Annotated in this window: 18 protein-coding genes; 3 read left to right on the forward strand and 15 right to left on the reverse strand. The window is 60.0% G+C overall.

What is annotated here, in order from left to right:
• Positions 1 to 55 precede the first annotated feature (55 nt).
• From HMPREF2860_RS04835 to HMPREF2860_RS04845, 3 genes are all read left to right on the forward strand, one after another.
• Complete coding sequence (locus HMPREF2860_RS04835) at positions 56 to 670, forward strand: type II toxin-antitoxin system PemK/MazF family toxin (RefSeq protein ID WP_070560977.1); 615 nt, start codon at positions 56 to 58, stop codon at positions 668 to 670.
• 256 nt (positions 671 to 926) lie between these two features.
• A complete protein-coding gene (rpsT, locus tag HMPREF2860_RS04840) occupies positions 927 to 1,193 on the forward strand; it encodes a 30S ribosomal protein S20 (protein ID WP_070560975.1) in 267 nt (88 codons plus the stop codon).
• Positions 1,194 to 1,623: 430 nt separating this feature from the next.
• A complete protein-coding gene (locus HMPREF2860_RS04845) occupies positions 1,624 to 2,058 on the forward strand; it encodes an OsmC family protein (protein ID WP_038628140.1) in 435 nt (144 codons plus the stop codon).
• An 80-nt stretch (positions 2,059 to 2,138) separates the two neighbouring features.
• Here the strand turns inward: HMPREF2860_RS04845 and holA are convergent, their stop codons facing one another.
• The 15 genes from holA to HMPREF2860_RS04915 all read right to left on the reverse strand — a co-directional run bounded on the left by holA (position 2,139) and on the right by HMPREF2860_RS04915 (position 20,143).
• Entirely contained in the window at positions 2,139 to 3,128 is a 990-nt protein-coding gene (gene holA, locus HMPREF2860_RS04850) for a DNA polymerase III subunit delta (protein ID WP_239392936.1), read from the reverse strand.
• A gap of 65 nt (positions 3,129 to 3,193) precedes the next feature.
• Complete coding sequence (locus HMPREF2860_RS04855; RefSeq protein ID WP_070560972.1) at positions 3,194 to 5,194, reverse strand: ComEC/Rec2 family competence protein; 2,001 nt, start codon at positions 5,192 to 5,194, stop codon at positions 3,194 to 3,196.
• Positions 5,178 to 5,948, reverse strand: a complete 771-nt coding sequence (locus HMPREF2860_RS04860) for a ComEA family DNA-binding protein (protein WP_224792254.1) — start codon at positions 5,946 to 5,948, stop codon at positions 5,178 to 5,180. The genes HMPREF2860_RS04855 and HMPREF2860_RS04860 overlap by 17 nt, the downstream gene beginning before the upstream one ends.
• A 126-nt stretch (positions 5,949 to 6,074) precedes the next feature.
• Positions 6,075 to 7,436: a DegV family protein gene (locus HMPREF2860_RS04865; RefSeq protein ID WP_070560968.1), complete on the reverse strand. Its 1,362-nt coding sequence runs from the start codon at positions 7,434 to 7,436 to the stop codon at positions 6,075 to 6,077.
• Positions 7,426 to 8,133 carry a histidine phosphatase family protein gene (locus tag HMPREF2860_RS04870; protein ID WP_070560966.1) on the reverse strand — a complete coding sequence of 236 codons (708 nt, stop codon included), beginning with the start codon at positions 8,131 to 8,133 and terminating at the stop codon, positions 7,426 to 7,428. Before HMPREF2860_RS04870 ends, HMPREF2860_RS04865 begins: the two co-directional genes overlap by 11 nt.
• A 2-nt stretch (positions 8,134 to 8,135) precedes the next feature.
• Positions 8,136 to 8,594, reverse strand: a complete 459-nt coding sequence (rsfS, locus tag HMPREF2860_RS04875; protein WP_070560964.1) for a ribosome silencing factor — start codon at positions 8,592 to 8,594, stop codon at positions 8,136 to 8,138.
• Between the two features lie 89 nt (positions 8,595 to 8,683).
• Positions 8,684 to 9,454, reverse strand: a complete 771-nt coding sequence (gene nadD / locus HMPREF2860_RS04880; protein WP_070560962.1) for a nicotinate-nucleotide adenylyltransferase — start codon at positions 9,452 to 9,454, stop codon at positions 8,684 to 8,686.
• Between the two features lie 21 nt (positions 9,455 to 9,475).
• On the reverse strand, positions 9,476 to 10,819 hold the full coding sequence (locus HMPREF2860_RS04885) for a glutamate-5-semialdehyde dehydrogenase (RefSeq protein WP_224792255.1): 1,344 nt from the start codon (positions 10,817 to 10,819) through the stop codon (positions 9,476 to 9,478).
• A 14-nt stretch (positions 10,820 to 10,833) separates the two neighbouring features.
• Entirely contained in the window at positions 10,834 to 10,986 is a 153-nt protein-coding gene (locus tag HMPREF2860_RS11130) for a hypothetical protein (protein ID WP_038628121.1), read from the reverse strand.
• Positions 10,987 to 11,700 carry a class E sortase gene (locus HMPREF2860_RS04890; RefSeq protein ID WP_038628118.1) on the reverse strand — a complete coding sequence of 238 codons (714 nt, stop codon included), beginning with the start codon at positions 11,698 to 11,700 and terminating at the stop codon, positions 10,987 to 10,989. It lies immediately after the preceding gene.
• 159 nt (positions 11,701 to 11,859) lie between these two features.
• Positions 11,860 to 13,209: a glutamate 5-kinase gene (proB, locus tag HMPREF2860_RS04895; protein ID WP_070560958.1), complete on the reverse strand. Its 1,350-nt coding sequence runs from the start codon at positions 13,207 to 13,209 to the stop codon at positions 11,860 to 11,862.
• A 98-nt stretch (positions 13,210 to 13,307) separates the two neighbouring features.
• Positions 13,308 to 14,822 (reverse strand): GTPase ObgE, encoded by a 1,515-nt coding sequence (obgE, locus tag HMPREF2860_RS04900; RefSeq protein ID WP_070560956.1) that lies wholly within the window; start codon positions 14,820 to 14,822, stop codon positions 13,308 to 13,310.
• 257 nt (positions 14,823 to 15,079) lie between these two features.
• Positions 15,080 to 15,337: a 50S ribosomal protein L27 gene (rpmA, locus tag HMPREF2860_RS04905; RefSeq protein WP_016422312.1), complete on the reverse strand. Its 258-nt coding sequence runs from the start codon at positions 15,335 to 15,337 to the stop codon at positions 15,080 to 15,082.
• Positions 15,338 to 15,377: 40 nt separating this feature from the next.
• A complete protein-coding gene (rplU, locus tag HMPREF2860_RS04910) occupies positions 15,378 to 15,686 on the reverse strand; it encodes a 50S ribosomal protein L21 (RefSeq protein WP_038628111.1) in 309 nt (102 codons plus the stop codon).
• Positions 15,687 to 16,069: 383 nt separating this feature from the next.
• Entirely contained in the window at positions 16,070 to 20,143 is a 4,074-nt protein-coding gene (locus tag HMPREF2860_RS04915; protein ID WP_070560954.1) for a translation initiation factor IF-2 N-terminal domain-containing protein, read from the reverse strand.
• Positions 20,144 to 20,514 lie beyond the last annotated feature (371 nt).

Genomic DNA, 20,514 nt, shown 5'->3' on the forward strand with positions numbered 1-20,514 from the left:
ACGCACAATCTTACCTATCGATTCCCTCCGCACTAAACCTCTAGACTTAGATTCCATGAGCTCCACTTCGTCCACCGATCAAAATGAACGCGAAAGCTGGCCGCGGCGCCTGCGTAATCGCATCAGCGCGCGTCTTTTCGCCGGTACCGAGTGGTTCCGCGGCCCCGACACACTCGATGAGGCGCTGTTTAAGCTCAACACGCAACTTGGGCTCGCTCAGGACACCTCGCTTTCCGACGAGTCCAAGGAGGCCCTACTTCGCCTGCGAGACCCGGTGACCATCGCGCGTCCAACCGCGGAACTAGCCCGCACGATCGTGTACAGCCCCGACATGGATGGCCAAGCCGACCCCGGCGAAGTGGTGTGGATTCCATTGCAACTCGAAGGCGAAGACGCCGCCTTGCGGGAGCGCGCAGTTGTCGTGGTTGGCCGCCATGACCAGTACCTTCTGGGCATGCTGATTTCCACTCGCACCGAGCACAGCGAGCAACCGGAGTGGCTCTCTATCGGCAGTGGGTTCTGGAATGAGGACCCCAAGCCGTCGTGGGTGCGGATGGACCGTATCTTGCTCATTCCGGAATCCGGGATTCGCCGCGCAGGTGCGATGATGCCCCGCAGGCGCTTCGAGCTCATCGCCGCCCGACTGCGCGGGGACTACGGCTGGAATTAGGTAGTGGCTGGTATTAGGCAGCGCTGTTTGCTAAGATTCTGCAAGTTGTTTACCGTTGTGTTCCTTTACGGCGAGCGCGGGCAGGACCTTGGGTTCGCGTTTTCATCGTCGTACAAGCGCAGTGCGCGGTGTGATCTCGCTGGTTGATTAGTTTGACCGGCGATGATTGTACAGCACGATATGCACTGTGATCAGGACTTTTCTTGGTGGCGGGCGGTAACAATTCCAACTACTACGGATACAAGAGGTATTCACGATGGCAAATATCAAGTCCCAGATCAAGCGCAACAAGACCAACGAGAAGGCTCGCCTGCGTAACCAGGCAATCCGCTCTGCAGTCCGCACTGAGATCCGCAAGTTCAAGGCTGCTGTTGAGACTGGCGACAAGGCTGCTGCTGAGGCTCAGCTGCGCGTTGCATCCCGCAAGCTGGACAAGGCTGTCACCAAGGGCGTCTTCCACCGCAACACTGCGGCTAACAAGAAGTCCGGTATGGCTAAGGCTTTCAACAAGCTGGAGGGCTAATTCCCTTTTGGCGCTGTGAGCTGTGCTGTTGCAGCGGCTGTTTCAGCGCTGCGCTTGCGTCGTGCAAGCACTGCTTTTACGCCGCGCTTGCACCGTGAAAGTTAACCGCTTTCTGCTATTTTCCGATTTTCAATTCGGAATGTGGCGGGAGGCGGTTTTTCTTATTTAATCCCAATGCGAGTTACTGACTGCGTTTATGTTTGGCGACGGCGGGCCGATGCGAGTTACTGACTGCGTTTATGACAAAAATGGCCTGAAAAATGGCTTGAAAGTGCTATAAACTTACACAGTTTCACATTTGCAGCCCGTTGGGCTGGCCGTGGACCCCGCCTCCCACACTGTTGGTTGTTGATTTCCATCGCTTCGGTTCCAGCACACCAACCTGCGGCCAGCACATGCGGACAGCACAATTTCTACAGGAAGGAAACTCATGCCGAAGACAACTTTCACGACCGTTGCGCACGCCCCTACCAACCTCGAAACCACGGTGACCTCTCGCGACATGAGCTTCACCCTGGACGAGCCGACTGACCTCGGGGGAACCAACAAGGGCATGAACCCGGTCGAGGCGCTGCTCGGAGCCCTCGGCGCCTGCAAGTGCATCGTCGTCCGCTCATTCGCCGCTGCCCAGGGCATCAAGCTCAACGATGTCAAGGTTGAATGCTCTGGTGTGCTCGACCCAGACGGATTCATGGGGAAGACCCCGGAGGCAAAGATTGGTTTCTCCGAGATCCACACCCGCTTCCACATTGATGCCGACAACACGAGGGAAGAACTAGTTGCACTCCTCGACTTTGTCGAATCCCACTGCCCGGTTCAGGACACGCTGTCTAACCCGGCTGCATCTTCCTTCGAGCTCGCATAGCGAAGAATCAACGTGACGTAAATGCGGCTAAGTATCGAGGCAAGTCACTGAACTGAAGCTCCCACGGGGACCCGAACTATTTAACGCCGATGGGACGAATACGCCAGCTCCGCGATACGAAGCACCGACTGTTCCAGCGACAGCTCCGGTGTCGACGAGGCTCCCTTCGTGTCCGCATCCAGCTGTGCCGCGACAACCACAGCGCGAGCAACCGCAGGGGTTGACCAGGCTGAAGCTAACCGCTGTGTTTTCTCCAACTTCCACGGCGGCATGCCATAGCGGTGGGCATCTCTACGCGCATTGACACCACGCGCGCCGTGGAGCCGAGCTACATCACCGACCATTCCCGTGATTGCAGCCGACAGCAGTGCCGGTGCCATGCCCAGCTGCAAGGCACGACGCATCTTGGCCAACGCTTCCCCACCGCGACCGCGCAGTGCTAGCTCGGCAATCTCAAAGCCCGAGACCTCCGCCGACGCGCCGTAGTAGGTGCGAACTGCTTCCGAGGTGACCTTGCCCGCAGTATCTGCACAGAGCTGGGAAATGGCAGTGGCCAACTCGCGGAGGTCCGAACCGACCGCATCCAGGACGGTATCAATGACGTCGCGACGCACCTTAACCCCGTGTACAGCAAACTCTTCGCCGACGAAACCGGGCAAGTCGTTTCTCTTGAGCGGTTGTGCTTCGAAAAAGCGGATGCCTAGCTTACGCAGGTCAGCCACCATCTTCTTCTGACGTCCCTCACCGGTGTGAAGGAGAATCAACGTGATGCCCGGCGCGGGATCCTTTACAGAATCCATCAGCAGCGCCGCTGGTTCCTTGCCCGCATCCTGGCAGTCGGTGACAACCACAATGCGGTCATCCCCAAACAACGAAGGGCTGAAAAGCTCCACTGCGTCGACAGTGGTCATATCCCCTGCACGGATGGTGGTCACAGGCACCGAGCGTCCGCCTGGATCAGACTCCGTTGCCGCCTGCGCGCGGACGGCGGCGACAATGGCGAGGCGGGCGCGGTCTTTCAGGAGCTCTTCTTTGCCCACAATCAAATTCACGGGTGCGACGGCGCTCAATCCCGACCTCTTTTCCGCGTTGATTCCTGCGACTGTTGTTTCTAGCCTACGGGACAGCCCGGATTTCACCTCCCTCGCCAGACATCACCATTCGAATAGAGAGCTTGTGGCCCATCTCGCTGTGGGCAGACCACGGGAATGTGCTCGGGTGTCATTACTGTTTTTCGCACACGTGGCCCACACTCGCGGGCGATAAACCACTGGGGTGAGTGGTGTGCTGGGGGAGCTCTGCCGCTCACTGCTTCAGCAATATATGACGGGGATTCCACCACCACGGTTTCTATCGTGGGATTATCAGCGGCAGCATCAAACGCCTGGGAATACCACGTCTTTTCCTCGGTGAGCCCCAGGGCAATTCGGCACTGCCGGCTGAGCGGAGTCGGTGCAGAGTGGATCTCCGGATCTCGCGCAGAGCGGTCAGCAGAAGCAGCATTGTTACCAGTTTCTCCGACAACACCCGCGTGAATAAGAACGATCTGATTCTTCTCAGCGCAGGCCGCAAGATTCCACCCCTTTGGGGCACGCGCAATGTCGAGGCCGAACACCCAAATAACGGCATAGCTACCGACTGCCAGGACAACGGCACAGGCCCCAGCGCGGAGCGCAAAACGGGGCCAGCCCCAGAGCGTCGTAAAGCATGCAACTGTGAGCGTGCAGGAGACGAGCAACGTGACCGGCCCATCTGCGGGTGCGATGATGCCTGCAGTGAGGTGTGCGACCTGATGAATCCACCACGCGCACGGCGCGGCGCACCATAGCAGAGCGCTGACCAGCCAACTGAGATTCAGCGCGGCGGCAACGGCAGCGAGCGAACCGGCGATAGTAACGGGTGCGACGGCGGGCGCGGCGAGCAGATTCGCCAACAGTGAGATATGGCTGATTTCGCCGATGAGAAGCGCCAATACGGGCATGGTGACCACGTGTGCGGCAATCGATACGGCGATGGCGCGGACTACTGGGGCAGGCCAAGTCCCCATAACGGTGGTGGCGGACAGACGTCTGGCAAGGGGCTCGGCAAGAAGGACTAGCCCGGCGGTGGCCGCGACCGAGAGGGCGAAACCCACTGATACCGATAGGTCTGGTGCCAGGAGAATCAACCCAATAATGCCAGCCGATAGCGCCGCGATCGCTTGGCCAGCTCGTCCTACGAGAATAGCCAACAGCCCAATGCAGCCGGTGACCACTGCGCGTAGCACTGAGGGTTCTGTGCCCACGATTGCTACAAACCCATACAGGGCAACCGCGGCGACTGCGACTCGCACTCGCGGCCCAGCCCAGGAGAAGACCGCCACGACAGCCCCGACAACAAGTGCAACGTTGGCTCCAGAGACGGCCGACAGATGCGAAAGTCCGGAGGCGGTCATCATGTCGCCGTCGGTGAGGCTAAAGCCACGCTCATCGCCGATGGCCATGGCGGGAATGAGGCGGTCGGGGCCAAAGGGGAGATTCTGCGCCGAGTCAAAGAGCTGCTGCCTCACGTCAGCGGCAAGCCCCTGTGGTGGCGCAATGACCTCAACATCTCCGCGTAGGTTCAGCTGGATTCCGCTGATGCAGGGTTTGCTGGCCGCACGTATACCGGCTGTGGATTCAACTACGGTGTCTCTCGTGACCGACAACAGGGACTCGTCGCCAAAAACCGTCACCTGCCCAGGAAGGCCCTCGATGCGCGCCTTCGCACTGGCCCCGAATTCGGTTGCTTTCGGCTCCGTGACCAGGCGCAACTGCACTTTCGCCATCCTGCCAATGTCGTGATGGAGCTCGTGGGCTCGGGCTCGCGCTATGCGGATTCGCGTGGCTACCGCAACGCTGGCCACCGACACAGCTGGCACCAGGATAGTGGCGATCGCTCGCCAGCCGGATGTCACCGCGCCTCTTCCCCATCGCCACGACCAACGCTGCCACGCCCACGGCAACACCACCGCAGTCACGATTGCGCACGGTGCCACAACTATCGCCCATTCTGGGCGCATGATCACTGCCACCGCAGTCGCCCACGCCAACACCGCTGCTGGCACTAGCCGCACATCGAGCCCAGCACGAGCGCGCAGGTCAGACGGTGGCGACATCGCGCAGAGCCTCTACCTTCGCCGGGCCAATTCCCGGAACCTCCTCAAGTGCGTCGATACTCGCAAAAGGCCCGTTCTTTTCCCGAAAGTCGATGATTTTGGTCGCCGTTGCGGGTCCGATTCCGGGCAATTCCTCCAACTGAGTAGCAGTAGCGGTGTTGATGTTGATCTGTCCGTCCGAGCCGCCCGGGCCAGCCCCGCCTGCAGCATCGGTGCCAGAACCGCCAGAAACATCGGCCCCGCCCTCCGCCGTCCCTGCTGGCAGCGCCTCTGCCCCGACCACAATCTGTTGGCCATCAACCAACGGCGTCGCCAGGTTCACACTGGCAGGATTAGCCTCCGGCAAAAGCCCACCCGCACGCTCAATTGCCTCCACCACCCGCGCGCCCGCTGGCACCTCCACCACGCCTGGATTCACGACCAACCCCACCACCGACACAATCAACGGCCCCGCCTGTGCCTGAGCGTTAGTCTCCTTCCCCGGACCGCCCGGTGTCTCCGCTGAGGTTTCGGTCGTCTCCGGTGTCGTCCCCGCGACAGCCGCGTCTTGCACCGCAGGCATCTCTACCTGGGGCGACGACGGCCATACCACCGCCGCAATTGCTCCCAGGGCCAACACCGCAATCACAATGCACGCAGCCATTGCCACCCGCGGCGTCACCACCGCCCGGCGCACGGAAAAGTCCACCGCCATGCGCTTGTCTTGATCAATCGGTTCCAGGTAGTCCGCCAGCCGATTCCGCAAATTCGTCACGATGCGCACACTAGCGCCCCGCCCCACACCGCACTCCCGCGAAAGCACCTGTCGAAGCGTCATCTGTGGATAAAAAATGACCTGTGGAGGTTATCCACAGGTCACATCATCTGCTCAGTTCAGCCGCTATTTCTTCTTCTCATCGCCGTCATCATCACGCTTGTCGCTTGACGACGACTCCTGCGATTTCTCCCCTTCGGTGCCAAATACAGCTCCCTCGGGATCGGACTTATCGCGCAGCGCCAAATCAGAGATAGCCTTCGCCAGACGCTCAGCTTTATCCAGGGCTGCTTGGCGGTTCTCACTCCACGTTGGCAACTTAGAAACCGCCGTGGTGAAAAGCGGAATTCCCTGTTCATTAGTCACGACTGTGCGGTGGATACGCTTATTGCGGTTGCGACTAGCAGCCGGATTCTCAACTACCTTCACCGCAGCCTGATCGGTGATTGGTTCATCCGAGTCAGTGGCGTGAGCGGTTTCAGCTGAACCAACGGAGCCATCCGCCCCTTCCATGTCAGCAGAGTCACCGGGATTGCCTATGTTCCCGGAGTCATCTTCCACTGCGTCGGGGACCTCAGCTTCAACAGCAGCCGCGTCACTCTCCTCCACACTGTGGAGCAGCGCAGTTACTCCCATCTCTGCTTCAAAATCCATGGCATCCGACTCAATCGAACCACCGGAAACCATGCCAACTGCATAGGCTCCCTGCCCGACATGAGCAGCAAGCGACTCCGGCAAATCCAGGATTCTAAACCGGGTATCGTCGGGTAGCTCTTCGGCAAGCATGGCCTGGAGCTCGTGGACGTCGTCAAGCGCGTCGGAATGATGCAGCAATACTGCAGGCGGACGGTTCGCCGATGACGCAGACCGCACCATCTTGGTGGCAAAATCCACCATGCGCTGCTTGACCTTCGCTTCTGTGCGGCACTTGGCGACGAGTGCCAGTGAGCCATCTTTGATGCCGACGATGGGCTTGATAGCGAGAGCCGTAGAGAGCATCGCTTGGCCCGCGGAGATGCGACCACCACGGCGCAGCGAATCAAGCTTTGGTACAAACAACCAGAGTCGATAGCGCTGCAGCACATCACGGGCTACATCGGCCACCTCATCACGACTGGCCCCGGCCCTCGCTGCCTTAGCTGCCGCGATGGCAGCGGCACCGACTCCAGCCCCTACGGTGTCGGTGTCGATAACGGTCACGCGGTCCAGTGCACCAGCAGCGGTGACAGCGTTAGACCAGGTCGCGGACATTCCTTTGCCAAGATGCAGGGCAACAACGCCAGCGTCAGAACCATCCTTGTTGGAGCGTTCCAGCGCACGCGCATATGCGGCGCACAGCTTCAGCGGACTGACTGCCGACGTGGTGACGGCGTCTTCATTGATGTCATGGCCGATGGGAACCACGGTGATATCGAGCTTGCGGGCAACCTCGGGCATCAGGCACGCGGTGTCATCCACAACAATGCGAACGCGACCGTCACCGGGCATGGCGGCCTCCTGCGAAATCAGAAACCTGCGCCTCCCGCTCACGGACCTTTGCGTTAAAAGCATTCAGGTACCAGGAGGTCTCACCATTGACGCGCGTGCGTTGCTCCATTTCAACCCACGCAGTGTTGCCCAGGCCGTTGAACGTGCTGAAGTAGTCGCGCGGCATCTGCAGCAGGGCTGCGGTAGCGGCAGCAATGGCACCACCGTGGGACACGAGCACAAAGGTGTCCGACTCCCAATCGGGGTTAGCTGCTAGCTCAGCAATGACTGCCAGCATTCGGTTGGAGACCTCAAAGCGGGTCTCGCCGCCCTTGGGTGCCCAGTTGAGGTTATGACGCCAGTGGTCACGCATACCGGGAAACGCGGAGTCAATCTCGTCATAGGTGCGCTCTTGCCATTCACCGAGGTTGGTCTCACGCAGGCGCTTATCAAAACTCAACTCTGCGCCGGTGGCCTCAGCTAGCGCGCGGGCGGTGTCAGCTGCCCGGGTCAGGTCGGAGGACACGATTTTTGTGATTCGCGGTTCAGCCTCCGCCAGGTACTGCGCCGCAGTACGGGCTTGCTCGCGGCCAACGTCGGAAAGCTGCGTGTCCAGCTGTCCCTGAATGCGACCGGTAGCGTTATACGACGTCTGCCCGTGCCGCAGCATAATCAGGCGACGTCGAGCGGCAACATGTGCCTCGCGTGAGCCCGCCACAGTTAAAACTCGTCCGTGTCCGGGTTTTCGGCAGCCAGCGGAATCTCGTCGATGGAACGAGCATGGCGGGCGAAATCTTCGCCGTCCTCGTTGCTCGGCTGCTCGACGCCTTCGACCTCGATGCGCGGGCAATCGCGCCACAGTCGATCCAGGCCGTAGAAGTCGCGTTCTTCACTGCGGAAGACATGCACGACAATGTCGCCGTAATCCAGCAGCGCCCAACGTCCCTCACGGACACCTTCGCGGCGAACCGGCTTTGCGCCGAGGTCACGCAGATCGTCCTCAACTTCGTCGACGATTGCGGCAACCAGACGCTCATTGTCAGCACTGACCAGGACGAATGCGTCCGTAATCACCACTGGGCCAGAGACATCGAGAACAACGACGTCCTCACCCTTTTTGCTATCGGCGGCCTTAGCCGCGGCGGTCGCCAGCTCAATGGCGCGTGGTTGTGCAGTCACGAAAGACTTCAGCTCCTTGTGATTAAAAAAATCGTGAAAAACAGCGTTTGTACTTGTAACTTACCGTCTCAGCGGGATTTTGCTAACTTTCAGTCGTCGGTATCGGACTTCGCATCCACCGATGCCGCATCCACCGGCGCCGTGTCCTCGGAGGTCGAGTTCACCGATGCGGGGCCCACAGAACCAACTGTGCCCTCAGCAGACTGGTACAGACCACGCTTAGCGATGTACTGGACCACGCCATCCGGCACCAAGTACCACACAGGGCGTCCTGCCTCCGCCCGCTTTCGGCAGTCGGTGGAAGAAATAGCCATCGCGGGAATCTCGATGAGGTGTAACCGTGAGGCGTCAATCCCCTCCAGGTCCTCTGCACGCAGGTGAACTCCTGGGCGAGTGACGCCGACGAACGTTGCTGCGTCGAACATCTCCTCCCAGTCCCGCCACGTCATAATCTTCTGCAGCGCATCGGCACCGGTAATGAAGAACAGATCCGCATTGGGATAGATGACCTTCAAATCCCGCAGCGTATCGACGGTATAGGTCGCACCCGGCCGGTCAATATCAACCCGCGAGACCGAAAACTGCGGGTTCGACGCAGTGGCAATGACCGTCATCAGGTAGCGATCTTCGCTGTGAGAGACCTTTCGGCCGCGCTTTTGCCACGGTTCACCCGTAGGCACGAAAAGCACAAAGTCCAGGTCAAAACGGTCTGCCACCTCACTGGCGGCAACCAAGTGACCATTGTGGATGGGATCAAAAGTGCCACCCATCACGCCAATGCGCTGCTGCGGCGCTTCCGCCGACTTTGCTGTCAACGCGGCATGTACTCGCGACCGCACACTTTTCTTGCGCTTAATCATGACTGGCACTTTACCTGGGCACTACGGACGAGTCTGTCCACGACCAGACAGAACCCACTTGCTGCTGGTCAACTCCGGCAGCCCCATCGGGCCACGGGCGTGCAGCTTCTGAGTGGAAATACCAATCTCTGCGCCGAAACCATACTGCTCACCATCGGTGAACGCAGTGGAGGCATTGACGCTGACGGCGGCGGCATCAACGCGGTCGACGAACTCCTGGCACACTCCCCAGTCACGTGCAGAGATAGCTTCCGTGTGTCCCGAGGAGTACTCAGTGATGTGATCCGTCGCGGCCACCACACCGTCGACAATGCGCGCGGCAATGTCTAGCGAGAGGTACTCATCCGACCAGTCTTCCGCCGTCGCAGGAATAACCTCACCAGTCCACCCAGAGGCCGCCAGATTATCGACATCGCCGTGGACCGCAACCCCCGCGTCGGCAAGCGCGTCCAAAATGCGGACCTGATCCTGCGTGGACAACGCCGAGTCAATGAGAACCGTTTCAGTAGCGTTACAGACGCTCGGACGGCGGGTCTTGCCGTTAATCATCAGCGCAATCGCCTCGTCAATGTCGGCGGAGGCATCGATGTAGATGTGGCAGTTACCGGTACCGGTCTCGATGGTCGGCACCGTTGCCTTCGTCACAACGGCCTCAATCAAACCGGCACCGCCGCGCGGAATCACCACGTCAACCAGGCCGCGAGCTGTGATGAGATCCTGCACTGAATCGTGGGTCTCACACGGCAGCAGCTGGACAAGGTCCTCCGGCGCATCGTGGTTGGCCAGCACCTCACGCAAAACCGCGACCAGCTGCGTGTTGGAATGGACAGCGGACTTGGAGCCGCGCAGCAAGGCCACGTTGCCCGACTTCAGCGCCAGACCAAACGCATCGACAGTAACGTTCGGGCGAGCCTCGTAGACCATGCCCATCACACCCAGCGGGACGCTGACCTGGGAGAGCTTAATGCCGTTGGGAAGAGTGCTTCCGCGCAGCACCTCGCCTACCGGATCCGGCAGAGCCGCAACCTGACGAAGCCCACCGGCAATACCCTCAACACGATCGGCGTCAAGACGCAGGCGATCCAGCAGGGAGTCACTAAAACCACGGGTCTTACCGGCCTCGATGTCCTTGGCATTGGCCACCAGAATCTCTTCAGTACGGGCAACCAGCGCGTCTGCTGCGGCCAGCAGGAGCTCGTTCTTGCGTGCCGACGTAAAGCGCGACAGCTCTCCCGCGACAGCCTTGGCACGCTGTGCCTTATCTAAAACCTCGGCGCGCTCAGCAGCACGCTCCGGGCTAAGAGCCGAATCCTCGGCAATGCCCTGTTGATTGGTGTTAGCAGTTTCGTTCGTTTGAGCAGTCATGCCTACCAGCATAACTAGAGTGAGACATCATTTGAGGGAATTAGCTCAGCAGCCCAAGGAAAGATGTAATTCATCAACAGCAGGAACACGATGACGGCAATCACGATGGTGATGATCGCTTTCACCCACCACGGCCCTGGCAGGGATCGCCAAAAAGCTGCGTACATCTAGTTGACCTCCTTGGTCTCAACACCGGCGAGAACCGCGTGAATAATGAGCCGATGAGTGTTGTCCCACTGCGGATGGCAGGTAGTCAGCGTAAGTAGAGTGGCGTCACCGACCGGATTGAGGACATCGGCCCGGTCCGGAGTGACAATGTGCTGGCCGGGAATCTCGGGGACGTTAGTTCCTTCTGGCACGCAGTCGAAGCTTTCCCCTGCGCCAGCCATACCGTCGACCGGCAATACCTTGTAGCGGTAAATAGCATCACGCGTCTCTACGGTGATGTCATCGCACGTCTGCAGGCGGTCAATGTTGTCAAAGGGAGCTCCGTGGCCATCACGGTGAGCGGCGTAAGAGCTGTTGCCCACCTGCCCCGGCAGGGCTGTGCCCGGATAATGGCCGGGGCCACTGCGCAAAACTTCCTGGGAGACACCTTCAAATACGACAAAATCGCTAAAACCGGCCTTCGGAGCGGAAATCAACGCCACCGCGGAGCCAGGCATCCAGGAGCCCTCAACAGCTGGCTCCGTGCCTTCTGGCGCCGGAGCTGGAGCCGACGCCGGTGTGGACCATGCCTGCTGCAGCTCATCACGAGCCTGCTGCTGAGCTTTCCCGGTCTCAAGACCAGACCAGTACAGCAGATAAAAGGCGAAGAGCGCCACCAGCACTCCAGCTGTCAAGAGCAACTCGCCGATGACGCCAATAATCTTCGATAACACACTTAGGATTATGCCCGAAAGTTCCTCACCCAGGCAGTCTGCACTCAGCCAGTCCTCCCCCAGCCAGTCCGCACTCGGCCAGTCTTTGCCGAGGCACCTCTATCCGGGCGCGCCGAGGTATGCGTCTTTAAGCGCTGCAGCTCTCAGCGCAACACCCTCCTAAGCGCGGGAAGCGAAATCCGACAGGTAGTCGGCATGGACGACAGGCTTCTGCATGTCATTCGGCAATTCTTCGGTGTGGTAGCCGATCATGCCCAGCAGTTCCTCGGAGTCATAATTGACCTCGCCGCGACCGATGACCTCACCACCAGGACCGATTAGATCGACGATGTCACCAGCGGAGAACTCGCCGTCAACCGAGGTAATACCGACCGGGAGCAGCGACTTACGCATGCGGGTTACGGCGTCGACCGCACCGGCGTCCAGGCGAAGCAGCCCCGAGCTGTCCGCTGCGTAGAGCATCCAGAACTTCCAGGCGCTCAGGCGGTTGTCCTTCGCGGCGAAAGCGGTTCCCACATCTGCTTGGTCCAGTGCTCGCTCAATGTTGGACGCCGAAGTCAGCAACACCGGCACACCCGCACGCGAAGCCAGACGTGCGGCAGAGACCTTCGAGGCCATACCACCGGTGCCCAGCGCACCGCCGTCACCAGCGATAACACCACGCAAGTCGTTACCGCTGCGCACCTCCGGCACAAAGGTTGCACCTGGATCGGCCGGGTTGCGGTCGTAGAGGCCGTCGACGTCGGAAAGCAGAATCAATGCATCGCAGTACGCCAGGTGACTGACCAGCGCGGCGAGGCGGTCGTTGTCGCCGAAGCGGAACTCCGAGGTCGCGACCGTGTCGTTTTCGTTGACAATTGGCACCGCGCCCAGCTGGCGCAGGCGGTCGATAGTGCGCTGGGCGTTGCGAGCACGCGAACGCACACCTGCATCGTCCGAGGTCAAAAGCACCTGTGCAGAAGTGCGACCATAGCGTAGGAAGGAGCGTCCCCACTCCTGTGCCAGGCGCACTTGCCCCACAGCTGCAGCCGCCTGCTTGGTCGCCAAATCAGTGGGACGCGAAGTCAGCCCCAGTGGCCCCATTCCGGATGCCACCGCGCCGGAGGACACAACGATGACATCGCTAATGCCCATACGCTTCTCCAAAGCATCGGCGATGAAGTCGATGCGCTCCGGATCGGTACGACCGTCAGATCCAGTCAACGAGGAAGAACCAATCTTCACCACGACACGCTTCGCGGTCCGAATTGCCTCACGAGTCTCGGAATCGAAACCGCCTTTGGTTCCCGGAGATAAATTCTCAGTCGCCTTTTCAATCTCAGCGATGGTGGACTCGGGATTGTCGTGAAGCAGCTCGTCGACCCCCTCACGGGAAATCGGCGCGTCCGATTCAGACTTCGGCGCGGTAGCTACCGGGGCATCTAATGCATCTGCTCCAGTGACGTCAACATCGTTGGCAACGGTGTCGGAAGGGATAACTGACTCACTCATTTCACTGATGGAAAACATGACGGTCTCATTTAATTCTGACCATATAATTGTTTAAACAATCAATGGCAAAATGCAAGTTTGAAGTCTTCGCTTGCCGACGACGCTGGCGCCCGCGCCTATGAATACCGGTCGCGAATAGCCTCTTCGCCATCCCCGAAATCGTACTCGTCAATCAGACCACGGCGGGCCTGTGATGCACGCTTACGCTGCTCGGCGCTGGTGCGTTCGTTGACATAGAGACGATCGTCGGTACCACGGCCACTCGGCACGAAGTCATCGGTGCCCGCGACCTGCTGCGGGTACCACTCGAAGGTGAGATAGGAAATCGTCACCGGGCAGCCAACTGTTGCCCCAGCCTTTGCCAGGGCATCTTCAACACCAAGCTTGGCCAGGCGGTCAGCCAAGTAGCCGACTGCCTCGTCGTTTTCGAAGTCCGTCTGGTTAATCCAGCGCTCCGGCTTACGCCCACGCACAATGAACCCGTCTGGGGTATTCGGATCGCGTTCGATGGTGAAGTCCGCGCCTTCGCGCTTTTTGCCACGCACCCCTTCCGGACGGATGACCGCACGGGGCTCCTGCTCTGTCGGCAACGGATGCGCCTTGCGGTAGGCGGCGATCTGATCCTTCAGGCCGTAGGTCAGCTCCTTGAGCCCCTCGTGCGTCACCGTGGAGATCTCAAAAATTGGCCAGCCGAACTTCTCCAGTTCCTCGCGCTGCATGTCAATCATTTCGCGAGCATCGGGCAGGTCAATCTTGTTCAGCACGATGACGCGGGGACGCTCTGCGAGATCCCCAAGCCCCACGTCGGCCTTCAGCACCGACTGGTAGTTGGCGAGTTCCGTCTCCAACGCCTTGATGTCAGAGACCGGATCGCGGTCGCCCTCCAGAGCAGCAGCGTCAACCACATGCACGAGAACAGCACAGCGCTCAATGTGACGCAGGAAGTCCAACCCAAGTCCACGGCCTTCAGAAGCCCCCGGGATAAGACCCGGCACATCTGCGATGGTGAAGGACTCGTAGTCAACGTTGACTACACCCAGGTTCGGCTGCAGCGTGGTAAATGGGTAGTCACCAATCTTCGGCTTAGCAGCGCTCAAGGTGCTGACCAGCGACGACTTTCCGGCCGACGGGAAGCCCACCAGTCCAACGTCTGCCATGGATTTGAGCTCCAAGACAAGATCCTTGGCCTCACCTGGCTCACCGAGGAGAGCAAATCCCGGCGCACGGCGGTTCTTGTTTGCCAGCGCTGCGTTGCCCAGGCCACCGTAACCGCCCTCAGCGGCAATGAAGCGGGCGCCCTTACCGGTCATGTCCGCCAGCACTTCCCCATCCTCGGTCATCACAACCGTGCCCTCCGGCACTCCGAGAACCAGATCCTCACCACGAGCGCCGTTGCGGTGATCGCCAGCGCCCGGCTTACCGTTGGCAGCCTTGATATGGGGGTGGAAGTGAAAGTCCATCAGAGTATGGATCTGGGGGTCTACCACAAGCACAATGTCGCCACCGTGGCCACCGTTACCGCCGTCGGGGCCACCCAGTGGCTTGAACTTTTCACGCAGCACCGAGTTACAGCCGTGACCGCCGTCGCCGGCCTGCAAATGCAGCACGACACGATCTACAAAACGAGACATAAAATCACACACACTTCCGAGCGGAGAGCCATCTTCTAGTGCCTGGAGTAATGCCCTAATTTAAGCGAGCCGACGGGCAGAAGTCTAGGCGGTAACAAAACGCTGCCTCGCAACCTAACGGCGCGAAACAGGACATAAACAACAAAAGAGCCGATTACCTTTCGCAGTGGGAAAGGAATCGGCTCTTCTGCAAGGCAGTTAAACCTGCCTCAAATTCAACGTTGCAGTAATCCTATGTGGACAACCGAAGGTTGTTCTTAGGAGTTGTTCTCAACGATGCTGACAATGCGGCGGTTGCGGCGGGTACCGAACTCGACTGCGCCTGCCTTCAGAGCGAAGAGAGTGTCGTCGCCGCCACGGCCAACGTTCTCACCCGGGTGGAACGAGGTACCGCGCTGACGAACGAGAATCTCGCCTGCCTTAACCTGCTGGCCGCCGAAGCGCTTCACGCCGAGGCGCTTAGCTTCGGAGTCGCGGCCGTTGCTGGTGCTGGATGCACCCTTCTTAGTAGCCATGATTTTCTCCTAGGGAAAAGCTAATTGGAATTTCGGCGGTTTACTTGGAGACGCCGGTGATCTTCAGAACAGTGAGCGGCTGACGGTGGCCGTAGCGGCGCTTGTAGCCAGTCTTGTTCTTGTAGTGCATGCCGCGGATCTTCGGGCCCTTAACGGCCTCGACGATCTCTGCGTTAACGGTAACGTTGGCAAGCTTGTCGGCATCCGCAATGACATCTGCGCCATCGACGAGCAGAACCGGGGTGAGAGCCACGGACGAACCCGGCTCACCCTCGATCTTCTCGACCTTGACGAGGTCACCTTCGGCAACCTTGTACTGCTTGCCGCCGGTCTTGACGATCGCGTACATAGGAGGGCTACCCCTTTATCTGAGAAACTCGACTCAAGGAATCTTTGTAATTCCTTGACTGGACAATGGAATTGCGATTAGTTGCGTGTGCAGAACACTTCAGGGACATACCCGAAAGCCAAATCCGAGTAGATTTCCCCGCTCTGGCCGTTTCCTTACCGCCAGCGCCTCAAGCACCAGTGGGCATGACCAGATACGCCTACTAATCAGCGACTGGTCAAGAGTAGCGAAAAATCCCCCTAAATTACAAACTGCCCGAGTAGGACCCTGTCCCCCATTGGTTTTCACGGTCTTCTCGGGCAGTTTCCGAAGCCACTTTCCACCCCCTGCTTTAGGGAACGAAAAACAGCCTCCTATCTGGCCTTATTCCAAATTTTTAATACTTAGTTCCGGCCGCTTCGGCGCACCGCACGACGCACTCGGCGGCGACGATTGGCCGGTTTCTTCTGCGTCGCCGCAGCACCGCGATTAGCCTGCTTCTGCTCTGGCTTAGTGGCGCGGTTTGAAGTGCCCTGTCGCTGCTTCGGCGCAGTCGCTCCAGCATCGCTTTGCGACGAGACCCTGCGCACCGCCCGACGGCGATTACGGCGAGCTCCCGTGCCCTGGACCGCTACCACTTCAACCCGCGACTTGCCCGAGCGACGGCCACCGCCACTGCGGTTGGCGCTGCGGTTGCTGTCATCGTGGTTGTCTTTTGCACGATCTCCGCCCTTGCTGCCTTCAGCGTCCGCCTTTGGCTTAGTGGACTCGAAGTCCTCGCGACGCGGTGCGCGATCCGAGCGGGAGTTACCGCGAGTCGGACGACGACGACGTGGGGAACGCTCGAACGCCTCCTTGGCCTCCTCATAGGTCTGGGACTCCGTGGCCACAGCCTTGGCGGTCTTGTTAGCGTTGCCGCCCTTGTCATCCTCGGCTGGCTCCCGCACATCTGTGGTGGAAGCTGCCTGGGACTCGGCCTGAGGCGCAGTGGTCTCATTCACAGCCGTACGGCGAACAGCGCGACGACGGCGACGTCGAGCACTGGCGCTGCTGGAGCGTTCAGCGTCGCCACGGCCTCCACCGGTGCCACCGTTATCGGTACGCTCGGCACGCTCAGCACGAGTCGGGCGCTCCGAACGCTTGCGGCGATCGCCATGTTCTTCGTCGCGGTCATCAGCGTCGCGTGCAGCCGAATCAACGGCGACATGCTCCGCTACCCGGCGACGCGTAGCCCGACGGCGGCGGCGCTGTCCCTCCTGCGGCATGTAACGGTCATCCGATGGCTCTTCCGGATCCTTCGCACGGGCTTCCGCAACAGCTGCGGCAGCCAGAGCAGCCAGATCATTGGAGTTGTCCGATTGCTCATCACGCTCGCGGCGCTCCTGACGGCCATTGCCGTCCTGTCGCTGCTCATCGTTTCGGCCCTGGCTCTTACGAACCCGGCGACGACGCGGTGGCTTCGGCTCATCGTTCCCAGAAGAGACGATGACAGCTTCGACAGCAGCTGCAACTCGCTTGTCGGCTGCCTCCTTATCGCGCTGGTTGGTTTCCGTGTCGTCGTCAAGCGTTGTCTTGGAAGTGCCTGCCTGGTCGCCCTGATCGCGGTGCATGGCCAGCGCCGCCGGGTGGTTGGCCGGATTGTGCTCCGAGCTCGACTTGTTGCGGCGCTTGGACTTACCCTGCTCTTCGTTGCGGCGACCGTTCTTGTGACCACGGCTCTGATTGTCCTGCTCGACCGGGTCGATGTGGATAATCAGACCACGGCCATTACAGCAGCTACACGGCGTGGAGAAGGTCTCCAGCAGGCCTGTGCCCAGACGCTTGCGCGTCATCTGGACGAGGCCGAGCGAGGTGACCTCGGAGACCTCGTGACGCGAGCGGTCGCGGCCGAGCGCCTCCTTCAGACGGCGCAGCACCAAGTCCTGGTTCTCCGGCAGCACCATGTCGATGAAGTCGACGACAATCATGCCGCCCAGATCGCGCAGACGCATCTGGCGGACGATTTCCTCAGCGGCCTCCAGGTTGTTGCGAGTGACCGTCTCTTCCAGGTTTCCGCCAGCACCGGTGAACTTACCGGTGTTGACGTCGATGACCGTCATGGCCTCGGTGCGGTCGATGACCAGCGTGCCGCCCGAAGGCAGCCAGACCTTGCGGTCGAGTGCCTTGGCCAGCTGCTCATCGATGCGGAAGTGCTCGAAGACGTCAGCGTCGCCGTGCTCCTTGGCGAAGTAGCGCTGCAGACGCGGCTCCAGCTCCGGTGCCAGGTCGCCGATGTAGTCCGTCACTGTGTTCCACGGACGGTCGCCCTCCACCACAAGACGCGAGAAGTCCTCGTTGAAGACGTCGCGGACGACCTTGACCAGCATGTCCGGCTCTTCGTACAGCGCAATCGGCTTTGCCCCGCGCTTCGCCTTCGCCGCCTCGGAGGCTTCCCAGATTTCCTGCCACTGCGATTCCAGGCGCTTAATGTCGGCCTCGATGGCCTCCTTGGACACGCCCTCGGCCGCGGTGCGAATAATCGTGCCCGAGCCCTCCGGCGTAACCTCACTCAGAATCGACTTCAGGCGCTTGCGCTCCGGCTCCGGCAGCTTGCGGGAAATACCCGCGCTTCGGCCGCCCGGCACGTACACCAGGAATCGACCAGCCATCGAAATGTGAGTGGTCAGACGCGCGCCCTTGTGACCAATCGGATCCTTGGACACCTGGACCAGAATCTGGTCGCCGGCCTTCAGCGCGTGTTCAATCTTGCGCGAACGCGATTTCGTGCCCAGCAGCTTCCAGTTCAGGTCACCTACGTAAATGACACCGTTGCGGTCGGTTCCGATATCAATGAACGCCGCTTCCATGCTGGGTAGGACGTTCTGCACGCGACCGAGGTAGATATTGCCGATCTGCGTAGTCTGCGTGTCAGAGGTAACGAAGTGCTCGACCAACAGGTCATCTTCCAGCACACCCACCTCAGTGACAATGCCCGCGTGGTCATGGCGCTTGCGCTCACGCACCACCATCGTGCGCTCCACCGACTCACGGCGAGCCAGGAACTCAGCCTCCGAGATCACGTGGCGCTTGCGCGATTCCTCACGACGTTCGATACGGCGACGGCGCTGCGCCTCCAGGCGAGTCGAGCCCTTAATCGCCTGTGGCTCTTCGACCTCCTCGCGGGTTTCCGCCTCCTCGCGCTCTGCGTTTTCGGTGGTCTTCTCCGCCTGCTGAGCATCATCATTACGACGCCCACGTCCACGACGGCGACGGCGCGGCCGCGGCTGACGCTCCGTTTCGCTTGACGACGAGCCGTCCTGCCCCTCCCCCGCGTTGTCATCGGAATCCTGGTTGGAGGCACCGCTGTCAGCCGAAGCTGCATCCTCGGTGGCCGAATTCTTGGCCGTGGCCGGCACAGCCTGCGGAGCCAGGAAGATAGGCGCAAACGCGGTCTGCTCTTCCGCAACCGGCGGCTCCGGGACTATCGGCGGCTCGATGTCCTGCAGGGCTTCGCCCTGAGTTGCCTGTGTATCCTGCGGTCCTTGCGCTTCCTGAGTTTCCCGAGTCCCCTCTGCCACTGGAGCGCTGGTCGTGCGGACCGCACGGCGAACTCGGCGACCACGACGTGTGGTCACTGCAGCGCTCTTTGCAGCAGGTGCTTCGGCGGACGCTTTCTCAGCGGAAGTTTTCTCAGCGGTCTCGGCTACGGTGTCGGCAGTATTCTTATCTGCAGCCTTCTTCGATGACGACTGAACTACAGCCTCAACCGCTTCCTCGACGACCGAGTTCGAGTCCTTCTGCTCGTCCTTCGCTGCGGTTTCTTCCGGAGCTCCAGCGGTCTTCTTCACAGCCCGCTTACGCGTTGCCCGCTTCTTAGTCGTGCTCTTCTTCTCGTCGCTCTGCTTCTCTTCAGTCTGCTTCTCTGCGCTCTGCTTTGCCGAGGATTTTTTAGCCGAGGCCTTCTTGGCGTCCTTCTTCTCGGTCACTTCCTCAGCAGGCGCTGCGTCCGACTCCGCTTCGCTCTGAGCTGCCTTCTGGTCGGCCTTCTTTTCTGCCTTCGGCGCATCCTTCTGGTCGGCCTTCTTTGTGGCCTTCTTCGCAGCCGACTTCTTGCTGCTCTTCTTAGCAGCTGATTTCTTCTCGGACTTAGCTGCGGTTTGCTCGTCCGACTTCTCATCCGCCGCGTTCGGCTTACCTGCCGACTGTTTTTCCTTCGCGGCCGACTCTTCGCCGGTTTGCTTGGTCGCAGCGGATCCGTCGTTAAGCGAGGCACCCTCTGGATGATCGCCGATGAAATTCAGCACCGCGTCGAGCTGATTTTGATTAATGGTGGACGCAGCGGACTTTACAACAATCCCCGCGTGTCCCAGAGCTTCGATGGTTTCCTTCGAGGTCAACCCCAAGCTCTTGGCCAGGTGGTGGACTCGGGTTTTCAGAGCCGCCGACTCGCGATCAAATTCGCGTGCCTTAGCGACAACATCCTGGCTGAAATTTGCCACTGTATTTGTTTCTCCTTGACACCCCACCACGCAAAACCCGACAACAGGAAGCGCACTCTTTGTCATTCCATGTGCGCCTACATCCGTTGTGGCCTTGGGAACCAGGCGGAGCAACGATGTTGCGACAGCCACTTCATTTGCACCATACGCGCAGATAGAGGGCCGAAAACGATGAACAATTATGAAAGTCTTATTGGCAGGCCTTCCGGCTGACTCGGGGATTCAGCGATCACATGCGGAATATCTCATCCACCGGAGCGAACTCCCGGGCACAACTGCTGCTGTCCATTGTCGCACATATCGAGCAGGTGGCGCGCACCGACATTGGTGGCGGCGGGCCAATCCGAGTTACTGACTGCGTTTATGACAAA

The sequence above is a fragment of the Corynebacterium sp. HMSC064E10 genome (assembly GCF_001812505.1).
GTDB classification, from domain to species: Bacteria; Actinomycetota; Actinomycetes; order Mycobacteriales; family Mycobacteriaceae; genus Corynebacterium; species Corynebacterium amycolatum.

What these genes read in the sequence shown, in the direction of transcription:
- HMPREF2860_RS04835 (WP_070560977.1), top strand. Translation starts at nt 56, where the DNA reads ATGAGCTCCACTTCGTCCACCGATCAAAATGAACGCGAAAGCTGGCCG.
- rpsT (WP_070560975.1), top strand. Translation starts at nt 927, where the DNA reads ATGGCAAATATCAAGTCCCAGATCAAGCGCAACAAGACCAACGAGAAG.
- HMPREF2860_RS04845 (WP_038628140.1), top strand. Translation starts at nt 1,624, where the DNA reads ATGCCGAAGACAACTTTCACGACCGTTGCGCACGCCCCTACCAACCTC.
- HMPREF2860_RS04855 (WP_070560972.1), bottom strand. Translation starts at nt 5,194, where the DNA reads ATGTCGCCACCGTCTGACCTGCGCGCTCGTGCTGGGCTCGATGTGCGG.
- HMPREF2860_RS04865 (WP_070560968.1), bottom strand. Translation starts at nt 7,436, where the DNA reads ATGCCCGGTGACGGTCGCGTTCGCATTGTTGTGGATGACACCGCGTGC.
- nadD (WP_070560962.1), bottom strand. Translation starts at nt 9,454, where the DNA reads ATGATTAAGCGCAAGAAAAGTGTGCGGTCGCGAGTACATGCCGCGTTG.
- HMPREF2860_RS04885 (WP_224792255.1), bottom strand. Translation starts at nt 10,819, where the DNA reads ATGACTGCTCAAACGAACGAAACTGCTAACACCAATCAACAGGGCATT.
- HMPREF2860_RS11130 (WP_038628121.1), bottom strand. Translation starts at nt 10,986, where the DNA reads ATGTACGCAGCTTTTTGGCGATCCCTGCCAGGGCCGTGGTGGGTGAAA.
- proB (WP_070560958.1), bottom strand. Translation starts at nt 13,209, where the DNA reads ATGTTTTCCATCAGTGAAATGAGTGAGTCAGTTATCCCTTCCGACACC.
- obgE (WP_070560956.1), bottom strand. Translation starts at nt 14,822, where the DNA reads ATGTCTCGTTTTGTAGATCGTGTCGTGCTGCATTTGCAGGCCGGCGAC.
- rpmA (WP_016422312.1), bottom strand. Translation starts at nt 15,337, where the DNA reads ATGGCTACTAAGAAGGGTGCATCCAGCACCAGCAACGGCCGCGACTCC.
- rplU (WP_038628111.1), bottom strand. Translation starts at nt 15,686, where the DNA reads ATGTACGCGATCGTCAAGACCGGCGGCAAGCAGTACAAGGTTGCCGAA.